Below are 23,887 nucleotides of genomic sequence, written 5' to 3'. Positions count from 1 at the left end.
GAATCACAATCCCATCGACACCGCCACAAAACATTCACAGGCTCTGAGGTGCGATCCAAAGGATCGCCTCGAAGCATCATCCGCCAACGCCGCTTCTGCCGCCACTTCAGAGCGCCCGCCCCGTGCTTCGAGGCTCCGGCCTTCGGCCTGCGCACCTCAGCATGAGGCTCTCGTGGACTGCAGCCGCAACAAATATTCCACCGGGTTGAACGGATCAGGCCCCGAACGCGGCCGCCGGCGCGGTGGCCCCGATATCGGGGCATAGTGATCGAAAGCCGTTTCCATCGTCCCTGCCCCGCTCGTCAGCCCCGGCAATTGCTGCTGGACGCTTTGAACCATCTGAGACGCGAGAGTGCCTTCGAGCCGCGCCACGCCATCGGCGATCACGGAATGCGACGTCGCCGCAGCGGACTTCGCCAGCAGAGTCAGCACGCTGCTCAGCCTCTCGACAGGCGCTTCGAGGTGAAAGCGGTCGAAAGGCTCGCAGACGACCGTTTGCGCGGCCGAGAGCGCCGATGCCAGCACCCAGGGGGTCAGCTGCCGGAAATCGGCGGCGGTGCTGGCCGGTGAACTATGGCGCGCCGCCGTCATCGCCACATGGCAATCGATGACCTGCCAGCCGAAGACGCCCTGCTTCAGCGTTTCGAACACGGTTTCCTCGACCGCTCGGTAGAAGGCGACCGGCATCTGGCCGACATCCACTTCGAGCGCAAAGCTGTTGCCCGTCCCGGCAGGACGCGGTTTGACCCGCAGGCCGACGGTGGCGAGAAACGGATTGGGCTCCCTGAAGAGGATCTGCAGGCCGGTTCCGATTGCCGCCGGCCTCTCGGCCAGGATGACCGTGCTTTCCTCGAAGCTCGCATCGAGGCCGAAATCCGTCAGCAGCGTCGCTTGAATCACCTCCTTCTGCACCTCGCCATAGAGCGAGACGAAGACCTCGTCGGTCTCTTCGTTCCGGTGCAGGTTGATCAGGGGATCCTGTTCGGCCATCTGACTCAACGCCAGCCACAGCGCCGTCTTGTCCGAAGGCCGCCGCGCGAGGACGCGGGTTTCGAGCGTCGGCGGCGCGAAGTGAGCCCTTCCGGCCGCACCCGGATCGCCGCCCACCGCATCGCCGATCCGGGCGCCGGCAAGTCCGCTGACGCGCGCGATCTGCCCGGCGCCAAAGCTCTCGGCGGCATGACTGCGCCCGCTCCCGAAGAGCTGGATTGCGGTTACTCTTTCCGGGCCTTTCGGCAGATCGAGATATTGCCGCAGCCGCACCGTGCCAGATGTCAGATACAGATAACACAGCTTCTCGCCGCCCCAGCCGCGCTCGATCTTGAAGATCTTGCCGGCGAGCGGTCCGTCCGGATCGGGGTGCCGCTCGGGCAAGATCGCCGCAATGGCCGAGGCGAGCGCAGGCACGCCGGCGCCGGTCATGGCCGCGCCGGCGAAGACGGGATGCACCAGGCCGCGCGCCGCCTGATCGGCCAGAGCGCGGCTGAGCCTTTCCCGCGTCAGGCGTTCCGGGGCGAGCACATAGTCGTCGAGCAGCGCCTCGTCGTTTTCCCCGAGCGCCTCGCAGAGCGCCGAAAAAAGCGGCTCGGTTCCCGGATCCAGCGCCTCCACCCGGGCAAGCTTGCCGCCGGCATCGATGACCGAAGACATGGCGATCGGCCGGACGGCGAGCTGCGCGGCAAGCGCCTCCATCACCTCCCCATACCGCGCGCCGAGGCGATCGACCTTGTTGACGAAGAAGACGAAGGGAACGCCGAGCCGCCGCAGCGCCCGCGCCAGCACGCGCGTCTGCGCCTGCACGCCCTCGACCGCCGAAACGACGACGACCGCCGCATCCAGCAACCCGAGCACCCGCTCGACTTCGGCGATGAAATCCGGATGGCCGGGTGTGTCGATCAGATTGACGGTCCTGTCGCCGACCGTAAACGACACCACCGCGGCCCTGATCGTGATGCCGCGCTGCCGTTCGAGTTCGAGCGTATCCGTCTGTGTATCGCCGCTATCGACGCTGCCGGGCTTGTCGATGACGCCGGCATTAAAAAGCAGCCTTTCGGTAAGGCTAGTCTTGCCTGCATCCACATGGGCGAGGATGCCCAGATTCAAAGTGCGCATGAACCACCAACTTCTCAGAAATTCGGATGTGATTTTCGTGAGAAGTGACTCGGCGCATTGGAACCTCTGTCCGTTGTTACGGCTGGATGCGGCATCCCCGGGTGGTGAGGAGACGCGGGCGGGATGCTAAGGCGGTGTGGGGAGATGTGTCAAGCTTGGGTACTATTGCTTTGCGACTCCGGCCGTCGGCGTGTGCGCCCCAGGGCACAACGATCAGCCCTCATTGTGAGGAGGCCAGCAGGGCCGTCTCGAACCACGAGGGCGGGTGGCTGCATGCTTATATCCCTCGGTGAAGCGTCGGTGACCGGCCTCGTCCTTCGAGGCCCCTTCGGGGCACCTCAGGATGAGGCCGGAGAGACGGCACAGAACGCCTACCCCTCCTCCCGCATCGTCTCCCTCTGCGTGATCAGCCGGGCGCTGTGCTGGCCGCTGAGATAGATCCACAGCCAACTCCAGGCGACGGAGAAGCGGGAACGGGTGCCGATCAGGAAGTAGATATGGGCAAGGCCCCAGATCCACCAGGCGATCCAACCCTTCAGCTTGATCCGGCCGAAATCGATGATCGCCGCACTCTGGCCGATCGTCGCCAGGCTGCCCTGATGCCGGTAGCGGAAGGGTGCCGGCGCGGGCTTGCCGGACAGGCGGGCGCGGATGACCTTGGCGACGTAGCCGCCCTGCTGCTTGGCCGCCGGCGCGATGCCCGGCACCGGCTTGCCGTCCTCGCGCATGACCGATGCGGTGTCGCCGATGACGAAGACGTCGGGCAGGCCGGGCGCGCTCAGATCCTTTTCGACGACGACGCGCCCTGCCCTATCGGCCGGCACATCAAGCCAGCGCGCCGCCGGCGAAGCGGTGACGCCGGCCGCCCAGACGATCGTCTGGCTGGCGACGAAGGTCTCGCCGATCTTCACCCCGTCCGCATTGCAGTCTGTCACCGGCCTGCCGAGATGGATCTCGACCCCGAGTTTCTCCAGCGCCCTCTGAGCATAGGCCGAAAGCTCCTCCGCAAAGGTGGGCAGCACCCGCGAACCGGCCTCGACCAGCACGACGCGGGTCTTGCGCGTATCGATGTTGCGGAACTCCTTCGGCAGGGTGAAATGCGCGAGCTCGGCGATGATGCCGGCAAGCTCGACGCCGGTCGGCCCGGCACCGACGATGGTGAAGGTCAGCAGCGCGTCACGCACGGCGGGATCGCTCTCCATCTCCGCCTTCTCGAAGGCGAGCAGCACGCGCCGGCGGATCGTCGTCGCATCCTCCAGCGTCTTCAGGCCGGGCGCCACCGGCTCCCATTCGTCACGGCCGAAATAGGCGTGGGTCGCCCCGGTCGCCAGCACCAGCGTATCGTAACCCAGAGTCATGCCGTTGCGCAGCGACACCGTCTTGGCGCCGCTGTCGACACCGGTGACCTCGCCGAGCAGCACCGTCACATCGGGCCGGTCGGCATAGAGGCGGCGGATCGGCCAGGCGATCTCCGAGGTGGAGAGGATGGTGGTCGCCACCTGATAGAGCAGCGGCTGGAAGAGATGATGATTGCGCCGGTCGACGAGCGTGACCTTCACACCCGCCCCCTTCAGCCCGTTGACGAGCTGCAGCCCGCCGAAACCGCCGCCGACAACGACGATATGATGATCGCCCATGAACTGCCCCTTTTGCGCCATTTCGCTGAAAGCCAATGTGGCCTTCGCCGCGAAGCTTGCAAGCGCCGTTTCGGCATGCCTGCCCTGCGCCGACGGCAGTCGGGGGGCACTCAGGATTATTGGCTTGAGATAATCGAATCACGCGAAGCTTATGGAGCGGAGATCAGACAGAGTTATAGCTGCCCACGCCGAGCCTCGGTTGAGGTGCAGCCTGGAACCAGTTCACAGCGCAGTTGCGTAACCTGCCGCTCAATAGGGACCAATGCACTGGCGGCGCGGTCCGTGATAGGGCTGGAAGGTATTGTCATAAGCCCTGTACGAACGGTAGCGCGCATAGCACCAAGCCTCGTGGCCTCCGCCGCCTCCATAATAGGCTGACGATGCATAGGCGCGATAGGGCCGGCCATAATAGCGGTAGGGCGCACCATAGTAGCCATAGGGCCGACCGTAATAACCGTAAGGCCGACCGTAATAGCCGTATGGCGAGCCATAATAAGGCTGGGCCAATGCGCCGCCGATGATCGTCCCGACGGCCAGACCACCCAAGGCCCAGCCCCAGCCCGATCCATTATGGTGATGCCCCCTATAATACCCGCCTCGATAATGGCCGCCATGGCCACGCCATTGCACCTGCTCTATCTGCTGCTGAGCTTCGATCCTGGGTGGGTTGATAGCCGGAAACGGCTGGGCCGGGGTAACGCCGGGAATCCCCACGATCAAGCATAACGCAGCGACGGTTAGCTTTCTCATGACTGTCCTCCTCTACTCCTCAGGAGGAGGATACATCTTCCCCCTCTTGAACCAAAGGTGAACGCAATATGTCGACAATCGTTCCGTATCGGGACAAATTAATCGCTAACCATGGCGCGGAGGATTAACGGCTCCTGCTCCAGGCGACAGATCACCGGGCATAACCCACGGGTATCCCTAATCCATGTTTCAATTCTTCCATCGAGATCGACGCCGAGACGTCGAAGAGTTCCAGCTTGCGCACGATCTGCTTATAGATCACGTCGTAATGCTCGACGCGCGGCAGCACGATCTTCAGGATATAATCGTGATTGCCGGTTAGCCGGTGCGCCTCGACGATCTCCGGGATGTCGCCGATGATCCTGCGGAAGGTTTCCGTCCACTCGTCGGAATGGTGAGCCGTCTTGACGAGCGCAAAGACCGTCGTCGGCACGCCCATCCGCTCGCGGTCGAGCACGATGATGCGCCGAAGGATATGGCCGCTTTCCTCCAGCCGCTGGATGCGCCGCGAACAGGCCGAGACCGACAGTGCCACGCGCTCGGCCAGATCGGTCACGGATATGCCTGCATCCCTCTGCAGAATGTCGAGTATGCGTCTATCGCGGTCATCCAGCATGTGTGTAAATCGAACCCTGCGCGCCAATTTTGCGCAATTTAACGAAATGGCGCAAATTCATAGCATACATTCGCCATGGAGGACAAACAACGCAAACACCCCGCGCCCTCATTGCGGCATCATTTTCGAAAGTTCAAAGCATGGGAGCATGAAGAGATGGAAACGATCGGCCTGATCGGTGGCATGAGTTTCGAAAGTTCGGCGGTTTATTACCGGCTGGTCAACGAGATGGTGCGCGCCCGCAAAGGCGGCCTTGCCTCGGCCGAACTCATCCTGCATTCGGTCAATTTCGAGGAGATCGTCGCTCTTCAGAAGGCCGGCGACTGGGCTGGAGCGGCCCGCCGTCTCGGCGAGGTGGCGGAACGCCTTGAGGCGGCAGGCGCCGGCTGCATTCTGATCTGCACCAACACCATGCATCTGATAGCCGACGAGGTTGCGGCCAAGGTGTCCGTGCCGCTGATCCATATCATCGACGAGACGGCGAAATCGCTGCATGCCGCCGGCCGCAAACGCCCGCTCCTGCTTGCCACCCGCTACACGATGGAGCACGGCTTCTACGCCGACCGCATGAAGAGCCTCGGCCTCGATATCATGGTGCCCGACGCCGCCGACCGCACCACCGTGCACGACATCATCTTCAACGAACTCTGCGCCGGCAGGGTGCACGACAGCTCGCGCGAAAAGCTGATCGACATCATCGACCGCGCCATGGATAACGGCGCCGACAGCATCATCCTCGGCTGCACCGAGATCTGCCTGATCCTCGATCCCAACCGCCTGCCATTGCCGGGCTTCGACACGACCACGATCCATGCCCGCGCGGCCGTCGGGTTCGCGCTTGGCGCGGAGGAAACGGAAACGGAAGAGGCAGCGTAATGGCAGCTACAATTTAGTTGACTCAGTCAACTAAATACATGACAAAAGTTTCCATCAGGAGATTTTAGTCAACCTGTGCGGACAGTCGCCAACCCTCTTCCGTCGTGCTCGGGCTTGTCCCGAGCATCTGCCTCCGTTCGATAGGGCAGCAGATCCTCGGCACAAGGCCGAGAATGACGCCGAGCGAGGAGCGAGCCTTCTCACGTCTGGCCAGATCTCCACCTGGAGATCACCATGTCCGATACCGCCCTCATCGAAACCGCCCGCGATTTCAACCGCTTCTACACGAATTTTCTCGGCCTGCTGAACAAGGCCTATCTCGACTCGCCTTTCACGCTGACGGATGCCCGCATTCTCTTCGAGATCGGCTCGCATGACGGCGTCAGCGCCGCAGCCCTTGTCCGCGACCTGCATCTCGACCCGGCCTATCTCAGCCGCATCCTCAAGCGCTTTCGCGCGGAAGGCCTGATCGAGACCAGCCCCGATCCGGCCGATCTGCGCAGCCAGATCATCAATGTCACCGATCGGGGATGCGGAGAGTTCGAGGAACTCGGCCGGCGCGCCAACGCGCAGATCGCCGCCCGCTTCGACAAGCTGGCGATCGGTGAGCCGCAAGCCGTCGTTGCGGCCATGGACACGATCCGCGCCCTGCTCGACCCGGCGGCGAAGCCCGCACCCGCCGTCATTCGCGCCCACCGCGCCGGCGATATCGGCTGGATCGTGCAGAGCCAGGGCCGCTTCTATGCCGAGGAATATGGCTGGGACTTGCGTTTCGAGGCGTTGGTCGCCGAAGTCGCCGGCAAATTCCTGGCCAATTTCGATCCCGAAAAGGAATACTGCTGGATCGCCGAACGCGGCGGCGTCAATGTCGGCTCTGTCCTCGTCACCAATGGCGGCGACGGCATCGCCAAGCTGCGGCTGCTCTATGTCGACAAATCAGCCCGCGGGCTCGGGCTCGGCAAGCTGCTGGTCGACGAATGCATCCGCTTCTGCAAGCAGAAAGGCTACAGCGAACTCCAGCTCTGGACCAACGACATGCTGGAGACTGCCCGCGCCATCTACGTCAAATCAGGCTTCCGCCTTGTCTCCGAGGAGAGACATAAAATGTTCGGTCCGGAGGCCAACGGCCAAAACTGGACCCTCACCCTCTGACGTGCTGCGTCGCAAAAATTTCGCTTGATTTGGAAACGATCATTTCCTAATTAGGCGGACATGAACACAACGCCCCTCCAGGAGAAGACCCGCAGCCGCGGCCGCCCGCGGGAATTCGATGCGGAGGCGGCACTTGATGCGGCGCTGCGCGTCTTTTCCGAGCGCGGCTACCATGCCGCCTCGATCAGCGAACTCACCGAGGCCATGGGGCTTGCCGCCGGCAGCGTCTACAAGGCCTTCAGCGACAAGCGCGGCATCTTCCTCGCCGCCTTCGACCGCTACCGCGCCGTGCGCCGCGGCATGCTCAGAACCGAACTGGATCGTGTCGAAACCGGCCGTGACAAGCTGCGTGCACTCGTCACTTTCTTTGCCGCCTCATCGCACGGGCAGATCGGCAGGCAGGGCTGTCTCGTCGTTGGAAGCGCCGGCGATCTCGCCCTCTTCGACGAAGAGGCGGCCGAGCGTGTCGCCGCCGCCTTTGCGACCGACGAGACGCTTCTCGCCGACCTGATCCGCCTCGGCCAGTCCGACGGCTCTATTTCGGCGAATATCGATATATCGGCGACTGCACTTGCCCTCCTCTGCCTCACCAAAGGCATGCGCGTCATCGGCAAGACAGAGCGCAGCGGCGACGAAATGGCCGCCGCTGCCGAAGCCGCGATGAAGCTGGTGACCTGACATTTCCCCCAGGGGAATGCCAGGATTCCCCTGGGCGCCCGGAAACGGGTGGCCGCCGGCAGACCGATTTGCGATCAATCCTTTCAATCATACCGGAGTTTCCGATGAGCATTTCAGCCACCGCGCCTGATAAGGCCATTCCACGGGCGCTCTCCCCCTGGCTCACTTTCCTTTTCGCCGCCGCCTGCGGGCTGGTGGCCGCCAATCTCTATTACGGCCAGCCGCTGGCCGGGCCGATCAGCGCCGAACTCGGCTTCACGCCTGCTGCAACCGGCCTGATCGTCACGCTGACGCAGATCGGCTACGGCCTCGGCCTGCTGCTGATCGTGCCGCTCGGCGACCTCACGGAGAACCGCCGGCTGGTGCTGCTGCTGGTTGCCGTCTCCGCGGTTGCGCTGATCGGCGCGGCGCTGTCTTCGACACCGACGGCCTTCCTCGCCGCCTCGCTCTGCATCGGCCTGTCATCGGTCGCCGTTCAGGTTCTGGTTCCCTTCGCCGCCAACATGGCGCCCGATGCGACGCGCGGACAGGTCGTCGGCAATGTCATGAGCGGCCTGCTCTGCGGCATCATGCTGGCGCGCCCCTTCGCCAGCTTCGTCGCCGAAGCCTCATCCTGGCATGTGGTTTATTACATCACCGCAGCGCTGATGATCGTGCTCGCCGTCGTCTTGCGCGCAAACCTGCCGGTCCGCCAGCCGAAGACAAAGCTTCGCTACGGCGAACTGCTCGCCTCCATGGGCCACCTGGCGCTGACCTCGCGCGTGCTGCAGCGCCGCGCCCTTTACCAAGCCGGCATGTTCGGTGCCTTCAGCCTGTTCTGGACGACGACGCCCTTGCTGCTCGCGAGCCCTGCCTTCGGCCTGACGCAGAACGGCATCGCCCTCTTTGCGCTCGCCGGCGCCGCCGGCGCCGTCGCCTCGCCGATCGCCGGCCGGCTTGCCGACCGCGGCATGACCAAGATCGCCTCGACGCTTGCCATGCTGCTTGGCATGGCTTCCTTCCTGATCAGTCATTTCGCCGCTGACGGCTCGCTGACCGCCCTGATCCTTCTGACCGTGGCGGCGATCATGCTCGATTTCGGCGTTACCACCAATCTCGTCTGCGGCCAGCGCGCCATCTATGGGCTGAACCCGGAACATCGCAGCCGGCTGAACGGCCTCTTCATGGCAACCTTCTTTGCCGGCGGCGCCCTCGGTTCGGCGCTCGGCGGCTGGGCCTATGCGACCGGCGGCTGGACGATGACGGCCTGGATCGGCTTCGCCTTCCCGGCGCTCGCCTTCCTGCTGTTCCTGACGGAAGGGCGCAGCGAACAGAAGACCTGACGCACAGCCTTGAAAATCGGAGTCGATCTCAGGATCATGCGTCGGTTAGAGTGAGAGGACGACAGGGTTTTCTCGTTCTTACAGGGATGCTTCCGGCATGGAAATGGATGAAGAAAAGATCGACGATGCCGTTCTCGCTTTGCTCTGGCTGACACTGCATGACGGCGATCGCGCCTGGAAAGGTTTCGACTGGGACGTCATGGACCGTTTGTACAAGAAGGGTTTTATTGCCAATCCGGCGGGCAAGGCCAAGTCGGTCGTTCTGAGCGACGAAGGGTTGCAGCGCTCGGAGGAACTGTTTCGCGCGCTGTTTACCCGCGCGAAGTGATAGAGGCTCTCACCATCCTAGCTGTCGGCTGAATCGAAACGCGAGCGGGCGGCGCGAACGGCATCGTGGTTCGCTTCCGCCCAGTTCAACAGCTGCGACAGCGGCAGGTAGAGCGATCGGCCGAGTTCGGTCATCGAATATTCGACGCTCGGCGGCTTGGTCGGGAAGACCTCGCGGGCGATATAACCGTCCCTCTGCAAATCACGCAGCGTCTGCGTCAGCATGCGTTGGGAAATGTCGGGAAGCATCCGCCGTAGCTCGCCGAAGCGACGGGGCTCGGCCGCCAGCACTTCGAGCAGCAGCGTCGACCATTTGCCGCCGATCTGCTGCATCATGTCCCGGACCGGGCAATTGGAAAAATCGAGGCCGGCAAGATCAATCTCGCGCCGCGCCCCCGGCATCCTGTTCTTCAGACTGACGACCGCGCCGCCCATGAGCTGGTTCCCTTTTGGTAACGTAGAGCCGAAAAACTGCCTCCTTTACACCACCAAGTCAATTCCTATTCTAGCGCTGCTCTCTTTTTGAGACCACCAATCAACACAGAAGGCCAACGCAGAAGGAACTATCCATGAGCGAAACAATCCTGGTCACCGGCGCTGCCGGCCAGCTCGGCCAGCGTGTCATCCATCACCTCATCGAGACCTACAAGGTCGCCCCCGGCAACATCGTCGCGGCAACGCGCAGCCCTGAAAAGCTTGCCGATCTCGCAAACAGGGGCGTCCTCACCCGCAAGGCCGATTTCGATGACACGGCCGGCCTGGAGAAGGCTTTCGCCGGGGTCGACCGGCTGCTGATCATCAGCACCGATGCGCTCGACACCCCCGGCAAGCGTCTCGCCCAGCACCAGGCGGCCGTCGCCGCCGCCGTCAAGGCAGGCGTCAAGCACATCGCCTATACCTCGATGCCGGCGCCGGACGATTCGCTCGTCACCTTCGCGCCGGATCACCTCGGCAGCGAAAACGCCATCAAGGCGAGCGGCATCGCTCACACGATCGTCCGCGACGCCTGGTATCACGACAACTACATGCATAGCATGCCGCACAACCTGCAGGGCGGCAAATGGTACAGCGCCACGGGCGACGGCAAGGTCTCGACGATCTCGCGTGACGACTGCGCCCTGGCGATCGCCGCAGCGCTTGCCTCCGGCACATCGGAAAGCGCCACCTACACGCTGACCGGTGCGGCGTCTCTCAACAACCGCCAGATCGCCGCGATTATCTCGGAGGTCGCCGGCAAGCCGCTCGAGGTCGTCGACGTCAATGACGAACAGCTCGGCCAGGGCATGCGCGGCGCCGGCCTCCCCGGCTTCGTCGCCGACATGCTGGTCTCCGCCGACGCCAACATCCGCGCCGGCAAGTTCGATATCCTCACCGAAGACTTCACCAAGCTGACGGGCAAACAGCCGCAATCGCTGAAGGAGTTCTTTGTCGAGCAGAAGCCTGCTTTGACGGCCTGAGACTGAGGCTTGCCCCGTCCTCGGATTTCACCTGAGGACGGGGACACGGCATTTTTGATCCCTGAGTGGAACAACCTCCTCGTTGCAGAGGAGTCATTCACGGCGCGGACACGCCGTGGCCGGATCTGGCGGAGGCGCCTACCAAAAACTCCCTCATCTCTGTGCTTGTCACAGAGATCCAGCGCGCCCAAGTCCTTGGGCGCAGAAGACTCCCTCGCGACAAATTGTATGAGTCGCGGTCAAACCGCCCCGATCAAACAGCCTGCCCACACGCCCGGCAGAACCGCCGCACCGTCTCGGCCATGCCATACTCAAGCGCATCGGCCGTCAGCCCATGGCCGATCGAGACTTCGGCAAGCGCCGGAATGCGCTTCACCAGATCAGGCAGGTTTGCGACCGTCAGGTCGTGCCCGGCATTGACGGCGAGGCCGATCGCCAGCGCCGCATCCGCTGTCCGGCCGAGCGCTTCGAGGATCGGGGCCGCCCGTTCCGGCGCGTCGTAGCAGCCGCCATAGGGACCGGTGTAAAGTTCGATCCGGTCGGCGCCGACGGCCTTGGCGATCTCGACGGCTTCAGCATCCCCGTCTCCGTCGGCAAACAGGGAGACCCGGCATCCCATCGTCTTCAGCCGCGCGATGGCATCGGTCAGAAACGCCTGATGTTTGCGGAAATCCCAGCCGTGGTCCGAGGTCGCCTGCGCGGGATCGTCGGGCACCAACGTCACCTGCTCCGGTGCTGCTCCGGCGCAGAGGTCAAAAAACTCCTCCGTCGGATAACCTTCGATATTGAACTCGGCCTCGGGGAATTCGTCGTCGATCAGGTTGCGGATGATGGGCAGGTCGGAAAAGCGGATGTGCCGCTGGTCGGGGCGCGGGTGCACCGTCAGGCCGCTGGCGCCCGCGGCAAGCGCTATTCGCCCGAGCGCTTCCACGCTCGGCCACGGCAGGTCGCGCCGGTTGCGCAGCATAGCGATCGCGTTGAGGTTCACGGAGAGCTTGGTGGGCATGGCTGATATCCATCGGTGCTGAAACAGAGGCCCTGCTTTTAAGCCAAGTGCCCTGAGATGACCAACGAGATTCGCAGATGGATGCGATGCCGATCGTTGATGAGCATTGCTGTCGGTGGGGCATTACCCTCCCCGCGTACCGTAGATAGTAATTCCCGTCACCCGTGAAGACGGTCGACCCACGCTGCAATGCAGCGCATGTTTTGCTGCAGCACACCCTGAAATCAGGTCGTCACGTTGCTATCCCATTTAAAAGAGATTACTTTTAGCACTTATAAAAAAGATCGTTCACGCATAACGTGGACATTGTATCGCGTAAACGTACGCCGCGTACTGCTTCTTTTCCCAATGACAAGAACGCCCAGAGGAAAACCCCACTCGCCGCGCCTGGGAAGCAACTGGCAAATCCGCATGAGGTGCAACACTATGCCCTAGGAGGGTTCATGCCAGACGGTTCCAAACGCCTGTTTGCTGCCGCCGGTATCGCTTCGGAGGCCCGGTCGAAATACCGGTTCCTGCCTTCGGCCGCGCTGCCGCCGGATCTACCGGACGGTCCGGTGCCGATCGCCGATATGGCCAATGCATTCGGCGTTACGCACAGGACACTGCATTTCTACGAAGAAAAGGGGTTGATTTCTGCCAATCGCATCGGCCTGATGCGGGTCTACGGCCAGGACGACGTGATGCGCATGGCTGTGATCACCGTCTGCCGCGAGACCGGCATGCCGATCGCCGTCATCCAGGAATTGATGGACGAGCTTCGCAAGGCCGATTCGCAGGAAAGGGCCGAGGCGATGTTCCGTGAGGCGCTGCAGGTGCGCAAGCGCGAGCTGACGGCCGAGATGTCGACGCTGCACCGCCAGCTCCAGCAGGTGGGCGACCTTCTGGATTACGACGACAATATCGAAGAACCACCGCTCAACGACAACCAGGACAGTGCAAGCCTGACCTCGCAGGAGCGGCGTTGCCTGGAACTGATGGCGGAGGGCTATTCCACCCAGCGAATCGCCCGGGCGCTCGACCTGAAACATGATGAGACCAGGGATCTCGAAGCCGGAATCATCCTGAAATTCCGCGCCAACAACCGCTTCCAGGCGATCGCCAAGGCCGTCCTGCTCGGCATCGTGCAGGCATAGTCCGATACGCGCCCCCCGACGGCCGCCACCGTCGCCTCCCGCCCAAGATCGCGAGGCGCGATCGAGGTCAGCGCACGATCGTCAGCGTCTCCGCCGCGCGTGTGATCGCGGTATAAAGCCAGCGCTCCCGCGTATCGCGAAAAGCCCAGCTCTCGTCGAAGAGCACGACGTCGTTCCATTGCGAGCCCTGGGCCTTGTGGACGGTCAGCGCGTAGCCGTAGTCGAACTCGTCGTAGCGCTTGCGGGTGTTCCAGGGAATCTCGCCTTCGACATCCTCGAAGGCCTGTTTCAGGAGCTTGATCTTGGCAGCCCCCCGATCCATGTCGTCGTCCTCCGGCCGGACCAGCAGGTTGATGCCGGGCTTCGTCGTTTCCTTGGACGAGGTCATCACCTGCCAGAGCGAGCCGTTGAGCAGGCCTTTGGCCGGATCGTTGCGGAGGCAGACGAGTTTGTCGCCGGTCTGCGGATATTCGGCATTGAAGCCTTTCAGCTCGCGCAGACGCTGATTGTAGCGCCGCCGCGTCCTGTTGGTGCCGACCAGCACCTGGTCGGCATCGAGCACCAGTTGCTGCGTTACCTCGTTCTTCGAGATCACCTTGGCGGTGCCGTAGTCACCATACATGATCTCGTTGCCCTCGCGCACCTGCATGGCGAGCTTGATGATCGGATTGTCGCGCGCCTGCCGGTGGATATCGGTGAGCAGGTAATCCGGATCCTGATTGGTGAAGTAACCGCCACCACTGACGGGCGGCAGCTGGCCGGGATCGCCGAGCACCAGGATCGGCGTGCCGAAGCTCATCAGATCCTTGCCGAGCGCCTCGTCCACCATCGAGCATTCGTCGACGATGATCAGCGCCGCCTTGGCGACCGGGCTTTGCCGGTTGATCGAAAACATCGGTGCGATCGAGGTCTTGCCGGTTTCTTCGTCCTCCACCGCCTCCTCGCCGCGCGGTCGGTAGATCAGCGAATGGATCGTCTTGGCGTTGGAGGCGCCGCGCGAACGCAGCACTTGCGCCGCCTTGCCGGTGAAGGCGGCAAACAGCACGTCGCCGTCGACATTCTCGGCGAAATGCCGGGCAAGCGTCGTCTTGCCCGTTCCGGCATAGCCGAACAGGCGAAAGAGCGGCGAGCGCCCTTCGTTCAGCCATCTCGAAACAGCCTTGAGGGCTTCGTCTTGTTGCGGCGCAAATTGCATGATCGGACGACTTGGCAGGATTCGCAGCCGTTAGGCAAGGCGGAAACTAACGCGGAACGACCGGATTGACGGAGGAATGACCTACTTCATTAACGTCATCCAAGGTGGCACCAGTGACAAGCATTGCAAAATCCTGCAAAGAAATCTCCCCACGGTTGTGATGAAGAATAGCATGATATCCCTAAAGAAGACTGCCTTTGCGTGCGCTGCCCTGGTTGGCGCGATCGGGATTGCCGCTGCGTTGGTTGCCGCTGAACCCTCTTTCGCGCGAAAACCCATCGAAACTTTTCCAAGGGAGACAAGTGAAACGTGCCGGGATGGAGGTGCCACGCTTTATGATCAGTGTTCTGATCAGGTCGAGATTTATCGGATGGCGATGGCGAAGGCAGTTGCGGAGCACAAAACCGTGCTGGTCTCCTACGGTGCTGAATGGTGCATATGGTGCCACGTCTTCGACGCCTATATTCATGGCGAGACGGATAAGTTCACCTATCGCTTTGGCAGCCCGAGCCAGCCTGTACCCAGCCATACCGCAACACTTTACGAACGTCCGCCTTCCGATATCTCAAAAAGCGCCGAACGGCTTAACGCCTATGTGGCGGACAATTTCGTCGTGCTTCACATCGATCAGCAATATGCGAATGGCATGGATGTGCTCGACCTGACGGATGCCGCCAAACATCTCGGTCCTGGTATTCCGTTTATTTTCACTCTCGACGGAGACGGCAAATTCGCCGCCGAGCTTGTGCACGACACCGTCGAAGTGCGCCGAGACAGCGCCGACTGGTACAGAGGCTATGAGCGCGACAGGCTGCTGACCTCGCTGACCGCGATGCGCAACAAGGCTCAAGTTGCTTCTCCACTCGATACGCGAGTCGGGCAATAGGCCAATCCATCCGCCTCAATGCGAAGGCAATTTAATCGGGCCTTCCGGCGCAGGCTCAGCCGCTCGCGCACATGGACGGGTCCTGCGCCATGGCGCCGATGAGAAAATCCAGCACCGTCTTGACGCGCAGCGGCATGTTGCGCCGCGAGGGGTAGACGACGGTGACCGGCAGGCGGCTCGGCTGGTAGTTCTCCATCACGGGGATCAGGCGGCCGCAGGCGATATCAGGCCTGGCGATGATGTGCGAGAGCACTGCAAGACCCGCTCCGGCAAGGGCCGCCCGGTGAATGGCCACCGCATTGCAAGCGGTCAGCCGCGGCGAAATCCGGACCGATATGTCTTCCGAGCCGTTCGAGAAGGACCAGCTGTTGGCCTCGCCTGCCCTGTTGTAGCACAGGCATTCATGGTCCTTGATATCCCGGGGCGTGCGCGGGGCGGCCTTGCGCGCGAGATAGGCGGGAGACGCGACGAGGAAGGCGGTCGTCCAGCCGATCCGGCGGCAGACGAGGCTGCTGTCGGCGACCGAGCCGAGACGTACTTCGAGGTCGAGGCGCTCCTCGATCATATCGGAGCTTTGTTCCCTGAAGAGCAGTTCGACCGAGAGTTTCGGATGGGCGGCAAGCAGATCACCGAGCCGCTCGCTGAGATAGAGGCCGAGCGGTGCGGGAACGCTGAGCCTGACCTTGCCGGAGGCCATGGCGCCCTCCGAGCCGGCGGCATCGCCGAGCTCCTCCACCGCTTCGAGGATCCGGAGCGCCATCGGCAGCATCCGCTCTCCCTCCGCCGTCAGCGACAGGCCGCTCGTCGTACGGTGCAGGAGGCGCGTGTTGAAATGGCCTTCGAGCGCCGCGACCTGCCGCGAGACCGCCGGCTGCGTCACGTCGAGATCGTGCGCCGCTGCCGAGAAGGACCCCGTCTCCACGACGCGCTGGAAGGTTCGCAATGCCGAAACGATATCCATCCCTGCCCCCTCATACTTTTGCGCATAGGCTTTATGCGGGCAGACTAAGCGAGAATGGCTTTACAGTCCAGCAATTACGGATACATTTTATCCATAAGGATACATAATATCCTTAATTGAAGGAGACAGACGTGACCCAGCGATTGAACTACGCCCAGCAGTCCCCCGAGCTTTTCAAGAAGTTCATGGAATTCAGCATGGCATTGCGCAGCAGCGTGATCGACGAGAAGCTCCAGGCCCTGATCGAAATCCGCGCTTCGCAGATCAACGGATGCGGCTTTTGCCTGGATATGCATGTGAAGCAGGCAAAGATCCACGGCGAGACGGAACTGCGTCTCCATCATATCGCCATCTGGCGGGAATCGAACCTCTTCGTTCCCCGCGAGCGCGCCGCCCTTGCCTGGACCGAAGCGCTGACGAAACTTCCCGAAGGCGGCATTCCCGACGAGATCTATGAACGGGTTCGCGGCCAGCTTTCCGAAAAGGAAATCTCCGACCTGACCTTCGTCGTCATGGCCATCAATGCCTGGAACCGCGTCAATGTCGGCTTCAAGACCGTCCCCGGTTCGGCCGACAAGGCCTATGGCCTCGATAAGGCTGGCCTGAACTAACCATTACAATTCATTGAGAAGATTCACTTTTGGCACTGCCGAAACCCGGCAGCGAACGGAGATCCGTTATGAAAATCGTCGTCATCGGCGGAACCGGCCTCATCGGTTCGAAAACTGTCGAGCGCCTGCGCAAACGCGGACATGAAGTGATCGCCGCCTCGCCGAACTCCGGCGTCAACACGATCACCGGGGAAGGATTGGCAGAAGCGCTGAAGGGCGCCGACGTCGTGCTCGACCTCGCCAATTCGCCCTCCTTCGAGGACAAGGCGGTGCTCGAATTCTTCGAGACGTCGGGGCGCAATCTTCTCGCCGCCGAAAAGGCCGCCGACGTGAAGCACCATATCGCGCTTTCCGTCGTGGGCACTGAGCGGCTGCAGGAAAGCGGTTATTTCCGCGGCAAGCTCGCCCAGGAACAGCTGATCAGGGCATCGGGCATTCCCTATACCATCGTACATTCGACGCAGTTTATGGAATTCCTGAACGGCATCGCCCAGTCCGGCACGGTCGGCCAGACGGTTCGCCTGTCGCCCGCCTATGTGCAGCCGATCGCTTCCGACGACGTCGCCGACGCCATGGCCGACGTGGCGCTTTCGGCCCCGGCCAACAAGACGATCGAAATATCAGGCCCGGAACGGGTCCGCCTCAGCGAGCTCGTCGCCCGCTATCTCAGGGCGATGGAAGATCCGAGGACCGTCGAGGCCGATGCCGAGGCGAGATATTTCGGCGCCAGGCTCAACGACCAGTCGCTCGTTTCCGACGACGATCCGCGCCTCGGTTCCATCACCTTCGAACAGTGGTTCGCCACATCCGCCCGGCCGAAATGATCGCCCCTCTCACCCCAGGCAATAAGGAGATTGCCATGATCAAGTCATCATTCCTCGCCGCCGCCCTCGCCTTTCTGGCAGCCACCGGCGTTTCAGCCCACGACAGCAGCAAGTCCGCCAAGGTGACGCTCGTCTATGAACACGAACTGCCGAACGTGCCGGGCAAGAGCATCAAGGGCGTGCTGGTCGAATACGGCCCCGGCGGCTTCTCCGAAGGCCACACCCATCCCGACTCGGCCTTCATCTACGCCACCGTGCTTGAGGGATCGATCCGCAGCCAGGTCAATGACGGTCCGGTCAAGACCTATCAGGCCGGAGAAAGCTTCTCGGAAATGCCGGGCGACCGCCACGGCGTCAGCGCCAATGGCAGCGACACGCAGCCCGCCCGCCTGCTCGCCGTCTTCGTCGTCGACACCGAACAGAAAGAGCTGACGTTCCCGCTGCAGAACTGACGATCCGCCGAAGGCCGGCCGCGCGGGCTCGAAGCTTGCGCAGCTGGCCGACATGCTCAATCATGTGCCACCCGCCCTTCCCGGAGAAAGAGTGAGATGATCTACGACGCGCTCTTCGGCAAGCCTCTGATATCGCTCATCACGGTTGGCTTCGCCGGCATCGTCGTCTGGTACTTCCTCTCCAGCCAGCGCCCGACGACGCGGCTGGTGGTGCAGATCCTCTTCTTTGCCGTGATGACGCTGATCCTCGTCGGCAGCGGCATCGAACCCCACCGCTTCCAGGGATATGAGACGCAGGACCCTCAGGCCCTGCTCGTCATCCTCGCCAAATCGCTCTGGTGGGTTCACCTGGCATGGGCCGTCATCGGCTTCATCAGGCTCTACCTGGTGCTGGAGGGCAGCCCGCGCGAGGCCCGCCTGCTCCAGGATCTCGTCATCGGCATCGTCTATATCGGCATGATGCTTTCGATCCTCGCCTTCGTCTTCGGCGTGCCGATCGGAACCCTAGTCGCCACATCGGGCGTCGTCGCCATCATTCTCGGTCTCGCGCTGCAGAACACGCTCGCCGACGTCTTCTCCGGCATCGCGCTGACCCTCGGCCGGCCCTATGTCATCGGCGACTGGATCCTTTTGAGCGACGGCACGGAAGGGCGCGTCGTCGAGAGCAACTGGCGCGCAACGCACATCCTGACCCCCGGCAACAATATCGTCGTGCTGCCGAACAGCTTTCTCGCCAAGCTCGGCCTGACCAATGTCAGCCGGCCGGACGAGACCCATCTGCTGATCCTCACCATCCGCATCGCCCCGACGCGCATGCCGGCCTCGATCCGCCAGGTCATGCTGACCGCGCTGACGAGCTGCAATTCGATCGTGCGCGACCCGCCGCCGGTGGTCGCCCTGAAAGGGCTTGATGCCACCGCGCTCGAAGTCGAGCTGCAATTCCGGGTGACGAGCCCCAGCCAGCGTGTGCCGGCGCGAAACGAGGTGCTCGATCTCGTCTATCGCCACTGCAAATCCGCCGGCCTGCTGATCGCCGTTCCGCCCTCGGCCAGGATCCTTGCCGCCGACCTGCCGACCGAGGAAAACGCCCAGCCGCCGCGCGTGACGCCGCTTGCCCTGATCGAAGCCATTCCGGTCTTTGCGACGCTGACGGCGGAGGAAAAGGCAAAGCTCGCCGAAACCACCGCTGCCCGGCAGTTCCGCAAAGGCGATATCATCGTGCGCGAGGGCGAAATGCTGCCCTCGCTGATGATGGTGCGCGCCGGCATCATCGCCGCCCGGCATGCGGACGAGGAACGCGGACGGCTGGCGCCCGGCGATTTCTTCGGCGAGACCGGCCTGCTCGCCGGCATGCAGGAAGTCTGCACCCTTGAAGCGCTGACGCCGGTGACGGCCTATGAAATCGACCAGGAAGCCTTCGCACCGCTGCTTTCCGAACGCCCGGCGCTCGCCGAAGAAATCGCCGAACATCTCGCCGGCCGCGCCGAACGCTTCCGCGACGGCGCCGCCCTGCCCCCGGAACAGATCCGCAGCGCCCATGCCATCCTGAAGACCATCAGGACCATTTTCAGGGCGTAGGATTTCGCACCTCTCAGCCGGCGCGCTTCAGCACCCATTCAAACGTGTCCCGCCAGATATCGGGCGGAACCTCCTCGGACAGGGTGCCGACCAGATCGGAGAGGCGAACGCGCCGCAGCGTATTGCGCCAGGCCTCGTCGGCTTCCCACATGACGCGGGCGACCGCGCAGGGCTTGCTGTCGCAATAGCCGGCCGGCCGGCAGGGATTGTTCTCACGGATGTTCGTGCAGGTGAAGCTGCGCGCCTTGCCCTCGACCGCCTCGACGATGTCGAGGAAATTGATCTCGGACGAGGGTCTGGCAAGTCTGTAACCGCCGCTCGGGCCGAGCGTGGTATCGACCAGCGATGCCTGCGACAGGCTCTGCAGCGCCTTGGAAAGATATTCCTTCGGCAGTCCATGAAGCTCGGCGAGCGCCTTGGTGGAGAGATACCTGCCCTCGGGCAGGCCCGCGAGAATGGCGCAACAATGGAGCGCCCACTCGACCTGGCTTTTCAGGATCATTCAGCAACTCGCGTGATACTGGTTCTGCGAACGGAATTAAGGATATACACTATCCACAAATCGGCGGGATGTAAATGATCGCGCAAACCGGCCTTCGCCCTGCCTTCGGAATGTCGGCATAGGCTCCCGCACGCCTCCTGCCATAAAACTTTCCATGCGTCGGGAATAAAACCGCCGCGTCCCGTGTCTCATCTCAGGTATCGCGAAATTGCGTGCCCAATTCTCAAGGAGAGACATCATGACATCCGTGAAATTCCTGTCCGTCGTGGCCGCCGCCGCCCTCGCCGCGACCGCTGCTTTCGCAGCCGCTCCTGTCAAGGAAGTCGAATCCGCCAAGGGCAAGGTTCTTGCCGGCGAAAACGGCATGACACTCTACACCTTCAAAAAGGACGCCAAGGGCGTTTCCAACTGCAACGACGACTGCGCCAAGAACTGGCCGCCGCTGATGGCCGCTTCCGATGCCAAGGCCGATGGTGCATATTCGATCATCGATCGTAAGGATGGCACGAAGCAATGGGCCAAGGACGGCATGCCGCTCTATTACTGGGTCAAGGACAAGAAGGCGGGCGACATCACCGGCGATGGCGTCGGCGGCAACTGGGACCTTGCCAAGCCCTGATTTCATGACAAGAGAGCTGGCGTGAAGACACCCGCACCTGAAAGTTTCGAGGGCCAGATCCTGGCCCTCCTCCCCTCGCTCAGGCGCTATTCGCGCAGCCTGACGCGCTCGGATGCCGATGGCGAGGATCTGCTCCAGGATTGCGTCGAGAAGGTACTGGCGCGCCGCGGCCAATGGCGCGGCCTCAATCTGCGCGGCTGGGTCCTCACCATCATGACCAATCTCTACCGCAACGGCCGGCGCGGCAAGGCGCGCGACGGCCTGGTCGAACTCGACGCCGCCGAGGGTATCGTCACCCCCGAACCGCCGGCCGATCCGCTGGCGCGTGCCCGGCTCGACGATGCGTTGAACAGTCTTTCGCAGGAGCATCGCGCCGTCCTGATGCTCGTGGTCATCGAGGGATACACCTACGGCGAGGTTGCCGCCGCCCTCGATATCCCCATCGGCACCGTCATGTCCCGGCTGTCGCGCGCCCGCCAGCGCGTCGCCGAGCGGCTGAAAGCCGACAACGTCATTACGCTTCGGAGACCGAAATGAACGAGACCAACCCGATCGTCACCGAAGCCGATCTCCACGCCTATGCCGACGGCCAGTTGCCGGAAACAGCGCGCGCCCGCGTCGAAGCCTATCTTGCCGACAATCCCGACGAGGCGGCGCTGGTCGCCGAATGGCAGGCGCAGAATAGCGGTATCCGGTCGCTGTTTTCAGGATATGAGCAGGCGAAGGACACCGACATCCTGCTCCTATCACCCCCGCGCACCGTTTCATCGGGGTGGAGACGCCCGGCGATCGCCGCCGCGGCCCTCGTCGTCTTCGCGCTCGGCGCCGTCAGCGGCCACTACGGCCCGGCACTGCTGGAAAGGCCGGAGCTGCAGCTTGCCGGTTCCGAAACCCTGCCGAAGCAGGCCGAGACCGCGTTCATGGTCTATGCCGCCGAGGTTCGCCACCCGGTCGAGGTCTTCGCCGACGAGGAGGCACATCTCGCCACCTGGCTCGGCAAGCGCCTCGCCATCCAGAACCTGAAGATCCCGAACCTGCAGCCGCTCGGCTTCAAGCTGGTCGGCGGCCGCCTGCTGCCGGTCGATGACAGGCCGGGCGCCATGTTCATGTACGAGAACCAGGCCGGCGAGCGCCTGACGGTCATCGTCGGCCGCAACACGGAAAACCGCACGACGAGTTTCCGCTTCGCCTCATCGGGCAATCTCGAAACCTTCTACTGGATCGATGGCGAACTCGGCTACGCCGTCACCGGCGAAATCACGCGTGAAACGCTGCGTAGTGTGGCCGAGGAATGCTATAGGCAATTTCCCTCGTGAAAATCAGCGCAGCGGATCGTTGCTAAGTTCGATCGGCTGCCCGTGCGGCGTGGCTTCCGCGGCGCGCTGCCAGCTCTGCTGCAGGTCGAGGATGACAGATGCATCCGCTATGCCGCGGCTGACGAGCAGTTCGGAAAGGGCCGCCACCCAGCAGCCGAAATAGTCGCTGCCATCTTCGGCACGACCGGGCTTATGCAATTCCTTAGACAGGGCTTCGGCCCATTCGCTCCAGGCGAACAGCCCCTTTTCATGCAGATGCACCGTCATGGCGAAAGCGTCCGCCGCCCAAGGCTCGGGAAAAACCGGTTCCCCCTCCGGCGACCTCGGCAATCCTGGTGATTGCGCCAGCTGCGACGGCGTCTCACAAATGCTCAAGATAACTCTCCCACGCATCGATGGAGACCGTCAGCGACGGGTCCGCGCCCTCGCCCCAGATCGCGCCGCCGTCGAAAACGACGGTATAGAGCCATTGCGGATTTTCGCCTCGGCCATGCGCATTGTCGTCGGGGAAGACGAAGGCCCCTTGCACCGCCTCGACGACGCCCGTCTTGGCGCGCGCATAACGCGGCAGCCGTGTATGGGTGGCCGGATTGAAATTCTTCGTCCTTACCGTCTCGCCGACCGCAAAGCGCGGGGCGGTTTCGACAGGACGATCGCAAGGCCCGCCTTTCGCCAGCGCGCTCGGCACCATCTCCGCCTTCAGCACCCGCTTCGGCACCGTGCCTGTCTGCAGCTTTCGCCCGGAGAGCAGCTCCTCGCGCGTGGCAAAACCGTGGCGTGCGAGCAGCGTCTCGACGCCGCGGATCCAGATCTCGTAATAGCTAGCGGCGAGATAATCGGCCGGCGGAATGTTTTCGCGGGCATGCCGGCTTTCATCGATCGTCCAGGCGCCGAAAGCGCCGCAGGACAGCGTGATGCCGAGCGCCCGCTTTTCCCATTCGGCATGGAAATAGGGCTCGTCCTTTTCGGGCGCGACAGGCCCGAAACCCATCTGCCCGCCGAGATCGTGCGGTCCGTTCATGATAGAGCCTCCGGGCTGCCGGCGACCGCCGTGCCGATCATCGCATCGCGGCTGACGAGGCCGGCCAGTGCGGTTTCGTCCATTCCGTCCGTACCGTCCGGCCGCTCTGGGATGACGAGATAACGCAACTCCGCCGTCGAATCCCAGACACGGATCTTCTTCTCCTCCGGCAGGGTCAGCCCGAATTCGGCGAGCACGCCACGCGGATCTATGACCGCCCGCGAGCGATAGGCCGGCGCCTTGTACCAGACCGGCGGTAGCCCGAGCACCGACCAGGGATAACAGGAGCAGAGCGTGCAGACGATCAGATTATGGGTCTCGGCGGTGTTGAAGACGGCCCGCATATGCTCGCCCTGCCGGCCGGTATAACCGAGGCTTGCGATCGCCGCCGTCGCATCGCGCCTGAGCCAGTCGGCGAAATCAGGATCGCTCCAGGCTTTCGCGACGACATGCGCGCCGTTCCTCGGCCCCACCTTCGTCTCATAGGTCTCGACGATCGCATCGATCGCATCAGGGTCGATCAACCCTTTCTCCGTCAGCAGCGTTTCCAGCGCTTTGACGCGGGCTTGCATGTCGGAATAGTGGTTGTCGTGGTCATGGTGGTGGTGAGCGTGGTCGTCATTTTGGTCGTGGTCGTCGTGCATCGCAATATCCTCCCGGAACGCGGATAGGCGCCCCACTTGCTCTCACGCGGCCGAAGGATGGGTAAGGCCAGCCCCTTGCACCCTCTTCTCCCCAGCGGGGGTCCGAAGCACGGGTTGAGCCCAGCGGCTCAACCCCGGTCGGTGGCCCGAAGGGTCGGATGAGGGGGCCGCACGGCACGCCCGTCATTGTTGCCCTCCGCTTGCGCTCC

At 62.9% G+C, this 23,887-nt stretch carries 27 protein-coding genes; 15 read left to right on the top strand and 12 right to left on the bottom strand.

All coding sequences use genetic code 11. From position 1 onward, the window contains the following. Nucleotides 1-156: 156 nt before the first annotated feature. The 4 genes from QMO80_RS20690 to QMO80_RS20675 all read right to left on the bottom strand — a co-directional run bounded on the left by QMO80_RS20690 (nucleotide 157) and on the right by QMO80_RS20675 (nucleotide 5,115). A complete protein-coding gene (locus QMO80_RS20690) occupies nucleotides 157-2,112 on the bottom strand; it encodes a translation factor GTPase family protein (protein WP_283198153.1) in 1,956 nt (651 codons plus the stop codon). Nucleotides 2,113-2,483: 371 nt separating this feature from the next. Beyond that, nucleotides 2,484-3,749: an NAD(P)/FAD-dependent oxidoreductase gene (locus QMO80_RS20685; RefSeq protein WP_283200242.1), complete on the bottom strand. Its 1,266-nt coding sequence runs from the start codon at nucleotides 3,747-3,749 to the stop codon at nucleotides 2,484-2,486. A gap of 249 nt (nucleotides 3,750-3,998) precedes the next feature. Continuing rightward, entirely contained in the window at nucleotides 3,999-4,499 is a 501-nt protein-coding gene (locus QMO80_RS20680; protein ID WP_283198152.1) for a BA14K family protein, read from the bottom strand. A gap of 151 nt (nucleotides 4,500-4,650) precedes the next feature. Continuing rightward, on the bottom strand, nucleotides 4,651-5,115 hold the full coding sequence (locus QMO80_RS20675) for an Lrp/AsnC family transcriptional regulator (protein WP_283198151.1): 465 nt from the start codon (nucleotides 5,113-5,115) through the stop codon (nucleotides 4,651-4,653). A gap of 156 nt (nucleotides 5,116-5,271) precedes the next feature. On the opposite strand from QMO80_RS20675, the gene QMO80_RS20670 reads away from it, so the two are divergent. The 5 genes from QMO80_RS20670 (at nucleotide 5,272) to QMO80_RS20650 (ending at nucleotide 9,471) form a co-directional block, all read left to right on the top strand. After that, nucleotides 5,272-5,991, top strand: a complete 720-nt coding sequence (locus QMO80_RS20670; RefSeq protein ID WP_283198150.1) for an aspartate/glutamate racemase family protein — start codon at nucleotides 5,272-5,274, stop codon at nucleotides 5,989-5,991. A 234-nt stretch (nucleotides 5,992-6,225) separates the two neighbouring features. After that, nucleotides 6,226-7,143, top strand: a complete 918-nt coding sequence (locus QMO80_RS20665; protein WP_283198149.1) for a bifunctional helix-turn-helix transcriptional regulator/GNAT family N-acetyltransferase — start codon at nucleotides 6,226-6,228, stop codon at nucleotides 7,141-7,143. Nucleotides 7,144-7,203: 60 nt separating this feature from the next. Beyond that, nucleotides 7,204-7,821, top strand: a complete 618-nt coding sequence (locus tag QMO80_RS20660) for a TetR/AcrR family transcriptional regulator (RefSeq protein ID WP_283198148.1) — start codon at nucleotides 7,204-7,206, stop codon at nucleotides 7,819-7,821. Nucleotides 7,822-7,925: 104 nt separating this feature from the next. After that, complete coding sequence (locus QMO80_RS20655) at nucleotides 7,926-9,143, top strand: MFS transporter (protein ID WP_283198147.1); 1,218 nt, start codon at nucleotides 7,926-7,928, stop codon at nucleotides 9,141-9,143. Nucleotides 9,144-9,240: 97 nt separating this feature from the next. Next, a complete protein-coding gene (locus QMO80_RS20650; RefSeq protein WP_049733566.1) occupies nucleotides 9,241-9,471 on the top strand; it encodes a DUF6429 family protein in 231 nt (76 codons plus the stop codon). 17 nt (nucleotides 9,472-9,488) lie between these two features. Here the strand turns inward: QMO80_RS20650 and QMO80_RS20645 are convergent, their stop codons facing one another. Further along, nucleotides 9,489-9,905, bottom strand: coding sequence for a helix-turn-helix domain-containing protein (locus tag QMO80_RS20645; protein WP_283198146.1), 417 nt, complete (start codon nucleotides 9,903-9,905; stop codon nucleotides 9,489-9,491). 134 nt (nucleotides 9,906-10,039) lie between these two features. Here QMO80_RS20645 and QMO80_RS20640 point away from each other — a divergent pair, with 134 nt between their 5' ends. Next, nucleotides 10,040-10,927: an SDR family oxidoreductase gene (locus tag QMO80_RS20640; RefSeq protein WP_283198145.1), complete on the top strand. Its 888-nt coding sequence runs from the start codon at nucleotides 10,040-10,042 to the stop codon at nucleotides 10,925-10,927. A 253-nt stretch (nucleotides 10,928-11,180) separates the two neighbouring features. Here the strand turns inward: QMO80_RS20640 and QMO80_RS20635 are convergent, their stop codons facing one another. Beyond that, nucleotides 11,181-11,933 carry a pyridoxine 5'-phosphate synthase gene (locus QMO80_RS20635; protein WP_283198144.1) on the bottom strand — a complete coding sequence of 251 codons (753 nt, stop codon included), beginning with the start codon at nucleotides 11,931-11,933 and terminating at the stop codon, nucleotides 11,181-11,183. Nucleotides 11,934-12,376: 443 nt separating this feature from the next. On the opposite strand from QMO80_RS20635, the gene QMO80_RS20630 reads away from it, so the two are divergent. Further along, on the top strand, nucleotides 12,377-13,069 hold the full coding sequence (locus QMO80_RS20630; protein WP_283198143.1) for a MerR family transcriptional regulator: 693 nt from the start codon (nucleotides 12,377-12,379) through the stop codon (nucleotides 13,067-13,069). Between the two features lie 67 nt (nucleotides 13,070-13,136). On the opposite strand, the gene QMO80_RS20625 is transcribed toward QMO80_RS20630, so the two are convergent. Beyond that, the gene (locus QMO80_RS20625) at nucleotides 13,137-14,264 is read right to left on the bottom strand and encodes an ATP-dependent RecD-like DNA helicase (RefSeq protein WP_283198142.1); all 1,128 of its coding nucleotides are present in this window, start codon (nucleotides 14,262-14,264) and stop codon (nucleotides 13,137-13,139) included. 76 nt (nucleotides 14,265-14,340) lie between these two features. Between QMO80_RS20625 and QMO80_RS20620 the strand changes: the two genes are divergently transcribed. Then, nucleotides 14,341-15,150 (top strand): DUF255 domain-containing protein, encoded by an 810-nt coding sequence (locus tag QMO80_RS20620; protein WP_283198141.1) that lies wholly within the window; start codon nucleotides 14,341-14,343, stop codon nucleotides 15,148-15,150. Between the two features lie 55 nt (nucleotides 15,151-15,205). Here QMO80_RS20620 and QMO80_RS20615 read toward each other — a convergent pair whose 3' ends face one another. Further along, complete coding sequence (locus QMO80_RS20615; protein WP_283198140.1) at nucleotides 15,206-16,111, bottom strand: LysR family transcriptional regulator; 906 nt, start codon at nucleotides 16,109-16,111, stop codon at nucleotides 15,206-15,208. A 131-nt stretch (nucleotides 16,112-16,242) separates the two neighbouring features. On the opposite strand from QMO80_RS20615, the gene QMO80_RS20610 reads away from it, so the two are divergent. The 4 genes from QMO80_RS20610 (at nucleotide 16,243) to QMO80_RS20595 (ending at nucleotide 19,576) form a co-directional block, all read left to right on the top strand. Next, nucleotides 16,243-16,722, top strand: coding sequence for a carboxymuconolactone decarboxylase family protein (locus QMO80_RS20610; protein WP_283198139.1), 480 nt, complete (start codon nucleotides 16,243-16,245; stop codon nucleotides 16,720-16,722). 68 nt (nucleotides 16,723-16,790) lie between these two features. Beyond that, nucleotides 16,791-17,546 carry an SDR family oxidoreductase gene (locus QMO80_RS20605; protein WP_283198138.1) on the top strand — a complete coding sequence of 252 codons (756 nt, stop codon included), beginning with the start codon at nucleotides 16,791-16,793 and terminating at the stop codon, nucleotides 17,544-17,546. A 35-nt stretch (nucleotides 17,547-17,581) separates the two neighbouring features. Beyond that, nucleotides 17,582-17,998 (top strand): cupin domain-containing protein, encoded by a 417-nt coding sequence (locus QMO80_RS20600; RefSeq protein ID WP_283198137.1) that lies wholly within the window; start codon nucleotides 17,582-17,584, stop codon nucleotides 17,996-17,998. Between the two features lie 96 nt (nucleotides 17,999-18,094). Continuing rightward, on the top strand, nucleotides 18,095-19,576 hold the full coding sequence (locus QMO80_RS20595) for a mechanosensitive ion channel family protein (protein WP_283198136.1): 1,482 nt from the start codon (nucleotides 18,095-18,097) through the stop codon (nucleotides 19,574-19,576). Nucleotides 19,577-19,589: 13 nt separating this feature from the next. Here the strand turns inward: QMO80_RS20595 and QMO80_RS20590 are convergent, their stop codons facing one another. Beyond that, nucleotides 19,590-20,078, bottom strand: coding sequence for an Rrf2 family transcriptional regulator (locus QMO80_RS20590; protein WP_283198135.1), 489 nt, complete (start codon nucleotides 20,076-20,078; stop codon nucleotides 19,590-19,592). A 238-nt stretch (nucleotides 20,079-20,316) separates the two neighbouring features. Here QMO80_RS20590 and QMO80_RS20585 point away from each other — a divergent pair, with 238 nt between their 5' ends. The 3 genes from QMO80_RS20585 to QMO80_RS20575 are packed head-to-tail and all read left to right on the top strand — an operon-like array spanning nucleotide 20,317 to nucleotide 22,013. Next, on the top strand, nucleotides 20,317-20,697 hold the full coding sequence (locus tag QMO80_RS20585; protein ID WP_184344495.1) for a hypothetical protein: 381 nt from the start codon (nucleotides 20,317-20,319) through the stop codon (nucleotides 20,695-20,697). 21 nt (nucleotides 20,698-20,718) lie between these two features. Further along, nucleotides 20,719-21,234, top strand: a complete 516-nt coding sequence (locus tag QMO80_RS20580; RefSeq protein WP_283198134.1) for an RNA polymerase sigma factor — start codon at nucleotides 20,719-20,721, stop codon at nucleotides 21,232-21,234. Then, nucleotides 21,231-22,013, top strand: a complete 783-nt coding sequence (locus QMO80_RS20575) for an anti-sigma factor (protein ID WP_283198133.1) — start codon at nucleotides 21,231-21,233, stop codon at nucleotides 22,011-22,013. Before QMO80_RS20580 ends, QMO80_RS20575 begins: the two co-directional genes overlap by 4 nt. Nucleotides 22,014-22,016: 3 nt before the next feature. Here QMO80_RS20575 and QMO80_RS20570 read toward each other — a convergent pair whose 3' ends face one another. Genes QMO80_RS20570 through nthA form a run of 3 tightly spaced genes read right to left on the bottom strand, consistent with a single transcriptional unit; the run spans nucleotide 22,017 to nucleotide 23,678 of the window. Beyond that, nucleotides 22,017-22,388, bottom strand: a complete 372-nt coding sequence (locus QMO80_RS20570; protein ID WP_283198132.1) for a nitrile hydratase accessory protein — start codon at nucleotides 22,386-22,388, stop codon at nucleotides 22,017-22,019. Continuing rightward, nucleotides 22,375-23,034 carry a nitrile hydratase subunit beta gene (nthB, locus tag QMO80_RS20565; RefSeq protein WP_283198131.1) on the bottom strand — a complete coding sequence of 220 codons (660 nt, stop codon included), beginning with the start codon at nucleotides 23,032-23,034 and terminating at the stop codon, nucleotides 22,375-22,377. The genes QMO80_RS20570 and nthB overlap by 14 nt, the downstream gene beginning before the upstream one ends. Then, nucleotides 23,031-23,678 carry a nitrile hydratase subunit alpha gene (gene nthA, locus QMO80_RS20560; RefSeq protein WP_283198130.1) on the bottom strand — a complete coding sequence of 216 codons (648 nt, stop codon included), beginning with the start codon at nucleotides 23,676-23,678 and terminating at the stop codon, nucleotides 23,031-23,033. The genes nthB and nthA overlap by 4 nt, the downstream gene beginning before the upstream one ends. Nucleotides 23,679-23,887 lie beyond the last annotated feature (209 nt).

This window comes from Rhizobium sp. BT03 (genome assembly GCF_030053155.1).
Lineage (GTDB): Bacteria > Pseudomonadota > Alphaproteobacteria > Rhizobiales > Rhizobiaceae > Rhizobium.
Note: the sequence above shows the minus strand (reverse complement) of the source record. Positions and strands in the feature narration are given on the sequence as shown.

Excerpts from the sequence above, each read along its gene's own strand:
- QMO80_RS20600 (WP_283198137.1), top strand. The coding sequence starts at position 17,582 with ATGATCAAGTCATCATTCCTCGCCGCCGCCCTCGCCTTTCTGGCAGCC.
- QMO80_RS20675 (WP_283198151.1), bottom strand. The coding sequence starts at position 5,115 with ATGCTGGATGACCGCGATAGACGCATACTCGACATTCTGCAGAGGGAT.
- QMO80_RS20640 (WP_283198145.1), top strand. The coding sequence starts at position 10,040 with ATGAGCGAAACAATCCTGGTCACCGGCGCTGCCGGCCAGCTCGGCCAG.
- QMO80_RS20670 (WP_283198150.1), top strand. The coding sequence starts at position 5,272 with ATGGAAACGATCGGCCTGATCGGTGGCATGAGTTTCGAAAGTTCGGCG.
- QMO80_RS20575 (WP_283198133.1), top strand. The coding sequence starts at position 21,231 with ATGAACGAGACCAACCCGATCGTCACCGAAGCCGATCTCCACGCCTAT.
- QMO80_RS20665 (WP_283198149.1), top strand. The coding sequence starts at position 6,226 with ATGTCCGATACCGCCCTCATCGAAACCGCCCGCGATTTCAACCGCTTC.
- QMO80_RS20625 (WP_283198142.1), bottom strand. The coding sequence starts at position 14,264 with ATGCAATTTGCGCCGCAACAAGACGAAGCCCTCAAGGCTGTTTCGAGA.
- QMO80_RS20690 (WP_283198153.1), bottom strand. The coding sequence starts at position 2,112 with ATGCGCACTTTGAATCTGGGCATCCTCGCCCATGTGGATGCAGGCAAG.
- QMO80_RS20635 (WP_283198144.1), bottom strand. The coding sequence starts at position 11,933 with ATGCCCACCAAGCTCTCCGTGAACCTCAACGCGATCGCTATGCTGCGC.
- QMO80_RS20620 (WP_283198141.1), top strand. The coding sequence starts at position 14,341 with ATGACCTACTTCATTAACGTCATCCAAGGTGGCACCAGTGACAAGCAT.
- QMO80_RS20585 (WP_184344495.1), top strand. The coding sequence starts at position 20,317 with ATGACATCCGTGAAATTCCTGTCCGTCGTGGCCGCCGCCGCCCTCGCC.
- QMO80_RS20685 (WP_283200242.1), bottom strand. The coding sequence starts at position 3,749 with ATGGGCGATCATCATATCGTCGTTGTCGGCGGCGGTTTCGGCGGGCTG.
- QMO80_RS20590 (WP_283198135.1), bottom strand. The coding sequence starts at position 20,078 with ATGATCCTGAAAAGCCAGGTCGAGTGGGCGCTCCATTGTTGCGCCATT.
- QMO80_RS20595 (WP_283198136.1), top strand. The coding sequence starts at position 18,095 with ATGATCTACGACGCGCTCTTCGGCAAGCCTCTGATATCGCTCATCACG.
- QMO80_RS20630 (WP_283198143.1), top strand. The coding sequence starts at position 12,377 with ATGCCAGACGGTTCCAAACGCCTGTTTGCTGCCGCCGGTATCGCTTCG.
- QMO80_RS20650 (WP_049733566.1), top strand. The coding sequence starts at position 9,241 with ATGGAAATGGATGAAGAAAAGATCGACGATGCCGTTCTCGCTTTGCTC.
- nthA (WP_283198130.1), bottom strand. The coding sequence starts at position 23,678 with ATGCACGACGACCACGACCAAAATGACGACCACGCTCACCACCACCAT.
- QMO80_RS20645 (WP_283198146.1), bottom strand. The coding sequence starts at position 9,905 with ATGGGCGGCGCGGTCGTCAGTCTGAAGAACAGGATGCCGGGGGCGCGG.
- QMO80_RS20660 (WP_283198148.1), top strand. The coding sequence starts at position 7,204 with ATGAACACAACGCCCCTCCAGGAGAAGACCCGCAGCCGCGGCCGCCCG.
- nthB (WP_283198131.1), bottom strand. The coding sequence starts at position 23,034 with ATGAACGGACCGCACGATCTCGGCGGGCAGATGGGTTTCGGGCCTGTC.
- QMO80_RS20680 (WP_283198152.1), bottom strand. The coding sequence starts at position 4,499 with ATGAGAAAGCTAACCGTCGCTGCGTTATGCTTGATCGTGGGGATTCCC.
- QMO80_RS20605 (WP_283198138.1), top strand. The coding sequence starts at position 16,791 with ATGAAAATCGTCGTCATCGGCGGAACCGGCCTCATCGGTTCGAAAACT.
- QMO80_RS20615 (WP_283198140.1), bottom strand. The coding sequence starts at position 16,111 with ATGGATATCGTTTCGGCATTGCGAACCTTCCAGCGCGTCGTGGAGACG.
- QMO80_RS20655 (WP_283198147.1), top strand. The coding sequence starts at position 7,926 with ATGAGCATTTCAGCCACCGCGCCTGATAAGGCCATTCCACGGGCGCTC.